The sequence below is a fragment of the Lujinxingia vulgaris genome, assembly GCF_007997005.1.
In the GTDB taxonomy this organism is placed as follows: Bacteria; Myxococcota_A; Bradymonadia; order Bradymonadales; family Bradymonadaceae; genus Lujinxingia.
On the sequence record NZ_VOSL01000104.1, the window covers coordinates 1 to 7,100 of the forward strand.

Annotated in this window: 2 protein-coding genes and 1 pseudogene; all 3 read left to right on the forward strand. The window is 70.9% G+C overall.

What is annotated here, in order from left to right:
* A pseudogene (locus FRC96_RS22345) lies at positions 1-1,565 on the forward strand (hypothetical protein); the annotation flags it as partial.
* Positions 1,566-1,568: 3 nt separating this feature from the next.
* Positions 1,569-4,775 (forward strand): poly-gamma-glutamate biosynthesis protein PgsC/CapC, encoded by a 3,207-nt coding sequence (locus tag FRC96_RS16255; RefSeq protein ID WP_146975969.1) that lies wholly within the window; start codon positions 1,569-1,571, stop codon positions 4,773-4,775.
* Positions 4,772-7,100 (forward strand): hypothetical protein (locus tag FRC96_RS16260; RefSeq protein WP_146975970.1); only part of this gene is annotated, 2,329 nt, incomplete at its 3' end. The genes FRC96_RS16255 and FRC96_RS16260, both read left to right, overlap by 4 nt.

The window sequence follows — 7,100 nt, forward strand, 5'->3', positions numbered from 1 at the left end:
GGGAGGTGCAGGCGCTGCTGGCCAACGCGGTCAAGGAGGCCACCTCGCGGCGCGGCGGCAGCGCGGGGAGCGGCGAGGCGTTCTGGTCGGAGCTGCTGGCGCGCGCCGGCGCGGTGCTCGGCGTGGAGACGATGAGTCTGGGGGAGTTGGGGCAGGGCTCGTGGTGGATTGGCTTTCGCGCCCACCTGGGCCTTGATGATGACGCCATCGCCGAGATGCGTCGCGATGTGCGCCGCTCCCCCTACCGCCAGGCTTACGAGCGACGCAGCCTGCAGGTGGTCCGAGGCTATGTGCGCGAGGCGGACCTGGAGACGGTGATGGTGCCGCTGGTGGTGCGCGAGCGGGTGGTGGGCTTCTGGATGCTGCATACGCCTTCGGCCGCCGCGTTCGTCGAGGCCCGCCGCGCCGCGATCGAGCGCGTCGCCCGCCAGCTCGCCGACGAGATCGTGTGGCGCTGGATGGAGCACGGCGTGCCCGAGGTGATGGCCCGCGAGATGGATCGCGCCGACGCCATGGTCGGCGCGGCGCTGGCGGCGATGGAGCATCTGGAGCTCGATCGGCGCGCGCTGGAAGACGTCTCGGAGAACGCGCAGGTCGGGCTGATGCTCGCGAACCTCTTCGGTGAGGTCACCTTTGAGAACGAGGCGATGCGCCGACTTCTCGAAGGTCAGGAGCAGGGCCAGGGCGGCATCTACGGGTTGATCGCGCGCCATTCCGAGGAGGATGAGACCTCGGTGGCGCGTCGCATCGATGAGGTGTTGAGTGGCGGTGAGGCGCAGCGTTTTCGCTGGGAGCCCGATGAGGAGGGGGGGCGCCTTGTGGAGATCTGCGTCTCGGCGGTGTGGCGCGAAGAGATGGGCCGGCGCGTGGTGCGCGGGTTGGTGCTCACCGCGCTCGATGTCTCCAGCGCGGTGGAAGGCGCGCGCGAGAAACTTAACCTCATCCGCGTGGTCAACACCCGCGCGGCTGACCTTTTGAGTGTGGTCAGCGGCTACACCAACGTCTTGAGCATGAGCAGCGGGCTGGGCACCGCCGAGCGCACCCTGGTCGAGGGGCTCGAAGAGGCGATCGCCGATCTGGGGCGCGTCGTCGATGATTTTCAGGGGGTGCTCAAACCCCCGCAGGATGTGCAGGCGACGATGCCGTTGAGCGTGAAGTACGTCGTGCGCGAGGCGCTGCGCGGGGCGTCCTCGCAGACCGAACTCACCGGCGTGCGTGTCGACGTACCGACCGAGCCGATGATCGCGCGCGGGCACCCGGAGTCGATTCAGAAGGCGATCCGCCTGATGATTCAGGACAGCGCCGAGCTCGTGCCCGACCAGGTGCAGATCGAGGTCACGGTGCATCAGGAGGGCGAGCAGACGCGCATCCGCGTGCATGTTCCCAACGTGATGATCCCCACCTCGCTGCTCCAGAGGCTCCTGGAGGGCGGGGAGGGCGACGTCAGTGGGGGGAATCGTCTTTTTCTGGCGCGCCAGTACGTGCAGGGGAGCGGCGGCCGGCTGGAGGCTCACAGCGAGCTCGACGGGCTGACCTACGACATCATCTTGCCGAAGGGGCGCTGAGACGTGGGTGATGCGGCGCTGCACATCTTTCCGGGGGGCGGGTTCGATAGCTCGATCCTCACGATCGTCTTTCTGGGGTTGTTGCTGCGGTGGATGCTCACCGAGACGTTGGGCTACACCTTCGTTGGCCTCGTCGTCCCCGGGTACCTCGCCAGTGTCGCGCTGATCTCGCCGACGAGCGCGGCGGTGGCGATGCTGGAGGCGGTGGTCACCTACGGGCTTGTGTGGCTGCTCTCGGAGGGGATGGGCAAGCTGGGGATGTGGTCGGTGGTGTTTGGGCGCGACCGCTTCTACGCCTTTCTGGTGATGAGCATCATCGTGCGGGTGCTCGGAGAGCTGTGGATCTGGCCGGCGTTGTGGGTGCCGCTCGCCGCGGCGATCGGGGTCTCGCCATACGCGCCCGGGCCGCTCAATTCGGTGGGGCTGGTCATTGTGCCCCTGGCCGCCAACATGTTCTGGAAGGTGGGGTTGAGGCGCGGGGCCTGGCAGGTGCTCATGCCCACGGCGGTGGTGTACGCGGCCACGCGCTGGGGGCTGCTGGCGTATACGAACCTTCGGGTCGCCGAGTTTCAGGTGCATTACGAAGACATCGCCATCGACCTCTTTGCCTCGCCAAAGGCCTACATCATCCTGCTGGTGACCGCGGCGTTGGCCGGGCGCATCAACATTAAGGTGGGGTGGGACTTCGGGGGCATTTTGATCCCGGCGCTCATCGCGATCGCCTGGTTCGATGTGCTCAAGGCGCTGTGGACCTTTGGGGAGGCCATCGGGCTGGCGCTGGTGGCCGGGGCGCTCCTTCGCAGCGGGCCGCTGCGCAAGCTCAATATGGAGGGGCCGCGAAAGATCATCTTTGTGTTCACGGTGGGCTACCTCATTAAGTACGTGGTGGCGTGGGCGATGTTCCTGGGGGCGCCGCAGGTGCGCACGATCGACTTCTTCGGGTTCGGGTATCTGCTGGCGAGCCTGCTGGCGCTGAAGATCGTGCAGAAGAAGAATATCGTGATGGTGGTGGTGCCCACGGCGTTGGTGAGTGTGGCGGGGTTTGTGCTCGGCGGGCTGCTCGCCAGCGTGCTGGTGGGGCCGGGGCCGGTGCGCGAGGATGAGGTGCGCGTCGAGCGGCTCGAAGAGGCGGCCCGGGGGCGCGGTCAGCTGGAGGCGGAGCTCTTGAGACGTAGCGCGCTCGCTGGCGGGGCGGCAGGCGGGCGAGCGCTGAGCGCGATGGATGTGGAGCGCTTTGCGGAGCTCGGGGAGCTTGCGGAGGTCTCTTCGGCGCGAGCGGGGATCGCGCGGGCCGAGATCGCGCAGCTGGCCTCGGCGTTGGAGCTCGATGTGGAGGTGGTCGACGACGCGAAGGGGCCGGCGTTCATTGTGGCGGAAGCTCTGGCGCGCTACCCGAAGACCCGCGGGCTGGGCGTGCTGGTGGTGCGCCCGGGGCGGCGCGGGCCGGTGGTGCAGGTGCCCGACGCCGGGGGGGATCCGCTGGTCGTGAGTGCGGCGTTGCGGGTTGGCGAGGAGGTGGACGCCCGGGCGCTGATCTTTGGCGCGAGCGCGAAGATGAGCAGCGGGCGGGCGCTCGACCCGCTCAGCGACGCGAGCTCGCCGCATCAGCGGATGATGCGGGCCTGGCGCGAGCACGATGTTCTGCAACTTCGCCGGGCGGCCCCTGACGCGCAGGGGATCTGGATGGGGCGCGCGGTCGACTCGGCCTTTCCGGTGGGCGTGGTCAGCGCGCGGCTTCCCGGGGTGAAGGTGCGCTGGGATGCCGCGCCGGGCACCGACCGCACCCGGGAGATCGCCCGCGGGGCGCACGTGACCTTGATGCTGGGTCGCTCGGAGCTTGTGCGCCTTGCGGCCTGGGGGGCCGATACTGCTGAGCCGGAGCCCGGGGTGGTGGTGAGCCTGCGCGCGTACGCTGCCGGGCTCATTGAGGGGCCCGAGCGGGCGGTGGCCGCGCATCTTCGGGAGCTGGGGAAGGCGCCGACGGCCGCCGAGATCGAGGCGGTGCAGCGCGGGGTGATCGAGCCGCTTGTGACGATGGGGCGAAGCGGGTTCCCGCGCTTTGTGGCGGGCCGGGAGCTTGCCGCGGCGCGGCGCGTTGGCGAGGCGGTGGGGCTAAACATCGAACCACTTCGCGACCGGCAAGGTGGGTGCTGGTGGGCGGTGCGCGAGATGGGCAGCGAGGCCGACGAGGTTCGCGCGCTGCGCGGCTTTGGCGTGGTTTTCTTGCGCTGTGAGGCAGGCGCGCCCCTGATGGTCAGCGCGCCTTACGCCCGCGCCGAGGCCGGCACCTGGGCGGCCGCCGCGCTGATGGCCGACGCGCTTCAGGCTCGCGCGCTGGTGCTGGGAAGCGCCTGGCGCGGGAAGATCGGGGTGCTGGGCGATCCGCTCAAAGATCCCTCGCTGGTGCTCGCCACCCAGCGCGTCTTGCAGTTGGGGGCGGCCGACGACGCGTCCTGGGTGCTTCAGGTGCGCGGGCTGGCCGAGGGGCGAGAGGTGCAGGGGGGCGGGCTATTGAGCTTCGATCAGGCTTTGAGCGTGGGGGAGCCGGGGGCCGACGCCGCCGCGCTCCATCGGGTGTTGGAGCGTTCCGGGTTGAGGCTGGAGCTGGACCGAGGGCAGCTGCGCTTTGCCGAGCTGCGCGGGCTGGAGGACGTCGGCGCGGCGATGGCGCGGGTGGCCGCACCGGGGCGTTTTGCCCGGGTGTGGTTGGACGTAGAGCAGCGTCGCGCGCTGCGGTTGGGGCTGAGCGCGGAGGTGCTGGAGCGGGGGCTGGCGCGGGTTGCTCGCGCCGACCGGCTGGTGCGCGAGGGCCTCTTTGAGCGCATGGCGAGCCAACCTCTTCAGGGTGACGATCCGGGGCGTGAGCCCCTGAGTGTGGCGAGCTGGGAGGCCCTGCAAGCGCAGGCGCGGCGCTTTGCTGCGACCCGCAACCCCCTCGACCTCCTCGCCGCGCTGCAACTCCTGGAGGCGGAGCAGCGCAGCTACGAGGTCGTCGTCGATGAGGCCCGCGAGCAGAGCTGGCTGGTGGTCGCGACCGGCGCGGCTGGCGAGAGCTGGCGCGCGCTGCGTCTGGACGCCGGCGTAAGCCACCTCACCGAGCTCCGGCTGCGCCCCGGTCAGCGGCCCGACGCCCTGGCGCTGGCGCTGGCCGCCTCGATCGTGGTGGAGCCGGCGTCGCAGCCGGTGCCCGCGCCGCAGGAGGTCCCATGACGAGCTGGGATCGTCCCCGACACAAGCCCTGGCAGCTCTGGGCGCGCCTGATGCTGCGCCTGACGATCTTCGTGGCGGTGATCGGCGGGCTGGGCGGCTCGTTGATGCTGGCGATCGAGCGCTCCGAGCAGGCGCCCGAACATGTGGAGGAGCGCGACCAGCGCTACCTGGCCTACGTGCTTCGTCCCGGGCAGGGCCCGGCCTTTGCGCTGGGGCAGCTCAGCCCGGAGCTGCGCCTGCTGAGCTGGGGGCATCTTCACGAAGGGGGCGATCCGGCGCGCTACGATAAAGAGCGACGCTACGTGTACGGCCTGGTGCTGCGGGTGGTCGATGAGGCCGGTGAGGAGTTGCACGCTCGCACCATCTGGGTGCGCTCGCGGGTCAGCCGCAGGCCGGCCGAGGGGGAGGGCTGGGCCGAACGCGCGGCGTATTACCCGGTGGGTCAGGGTGAGGGCGTCCCGACGGATATGCGCCTGAGCGATGTGGATCTGAGCGCCTGGGACGCCCCGGGCCGCAGGTTAGAAGTTGAGGTGGCCGGCGAACTTCCCGAGGATGCGCCGGCGCTTGAGCCCGGGGAGTTCTGGCTGAAGGAGGCGCAGGTGGTGGTCTTTCGGCGCTTTGAGCGCGAGGCGGGCCTGCGCGAGTGGCAGGGCCGAACCTTGAGCGAGCGGCGGCGCGTCGAGCTCGCCGAGCGCGCTCGCCTGGCGACCTGGACCGCGCCCACGGCGGCCGAGATGGACCGGATGCTGGTGGGAGGCTGGCGTCGCGACACCACCCTGGGGGAGGCGGAGGTGCGCGGGCTCTTTACCTCGGAGTTTCGTTTCGAAGCGTTCGAGGAGCTGGAGGTCGGCGAGGAGGTGGCAGAGGGGGAGGCGATGGCGTTTGCGTTGGAGGGGCCGGTCACGCTCTATGCGGCGCGGGCGGGCGATGCGGGCGGGATGCTGCGCGCCGAGCTTGCGCGCAGCGCCGGGGCCACGCTGCGCTTTGAGAGGGTGGAGCAGTCGGTCACGGGGGCCGGTGACGATCTCTCGGAGCTGCGCCCGCTGGAGACGTCGGGGCGCGCGCTCCAGGTGGAGGTGGACGATGGCGAGTCGGCCGCCGTGCAGCTCTTTGCCCCCGGCGGTGGTCGCCTCGCCATCTGGGTGGACCGGCCCGAGGCGGTGGCAGGAGCGCCACAGTTGGCTCTGAGCGCCGATGGGCGGGTGCGCGTGCTGCCGGATCGGCGCCGCTCGGTGGTCTGGGAGGCCCGGGCGGCCGGGGAGGCCCCGCTGGTCTATCGGCTGCGCGCCGGTGAGCAGAGCCTGGGCGACGCGTTGAGGGTGACGCTGCGGCATCGTCGGGGCCAGCAAGGCGCCTTGCGTTACCGTTTTGTGGGCGCCTCGCCAGAAGCCGAGCGCGCTGAGTCACCCGCCTCACTGGCCGAGGGTCGTGTGGCGTTTGAGGCCGAGAACTCGGCCTATGAGCGCCTTGTCGACGCAGAGCATCTGCGCCAGATGGCCCGGGAGGCGGCCGATCCCGAGGCGCTTTCGGGCTATGAGCGGCTCGATGCGCCGACGACCCATCGCTTCTGGATTCCGCCGGGGGCTGAGCGCCTGGAGGTCTGGGTGGAGGGGACCGAAGGGGCGCGGGCGTGGGTGAGCGCGGCGGTGCTGGCGTTGGCCGAGACCGGGGAGGTGGTCTGGGAGCCGCCCTACGATCGGGTGCCGGAGGTGATGCGTTGGCGTCAGGCGCCGAGCGAGGGCTCGGCCTGGGTGGGCATCTGGCCGGATAACGCCGAGGTGCTCACGCTGGCGGGGCGGCGGGCGTTGCGGGAGTCGCAGGCCCGCTGGGAGCCCCACTGGGGGCATGAGGCCATCCGCGAGCTGTGGGCGGCGGCCAGCGCGGAGGTGCAAGAGGGCTGGGAGGAGGTCTGGGGCGCCGAGGAGGTGGAGCCGCCCCGACGCGTGCAGCAGCGCGAGAGCGCCGAGGCCCGCGTGCTGCGGCCGACCAACGACCTCTTCGGGGCGGTGCTGCTGGAGCGTGTCGATCCTTCGGAGCTTGCCGGTCAGCGCTGGGAGGCGACCTGGCGGGCGGAGCTTCGAGAGAGCGGGCGCGTCGCGTGCCGCCCGGCGACCGGCTCGGACACCCTGGCGCTGGAGTATCGGGTGGGCGACGGGCTGGTCGGTCGCACTGTGGAGCTTCGCTGGCAGGGAGAGACGGTGCGTCGCCAGCGCCTGCTCAGCCGGACGGGGCGCATCAGCGCTCGGGTGGGCGCGGGCGCCGGAACACTGAGCCTGCATCTGGACGCCGGCGGTGCTGCCGCGAGCGGCGGTGAGCGCGACGCCG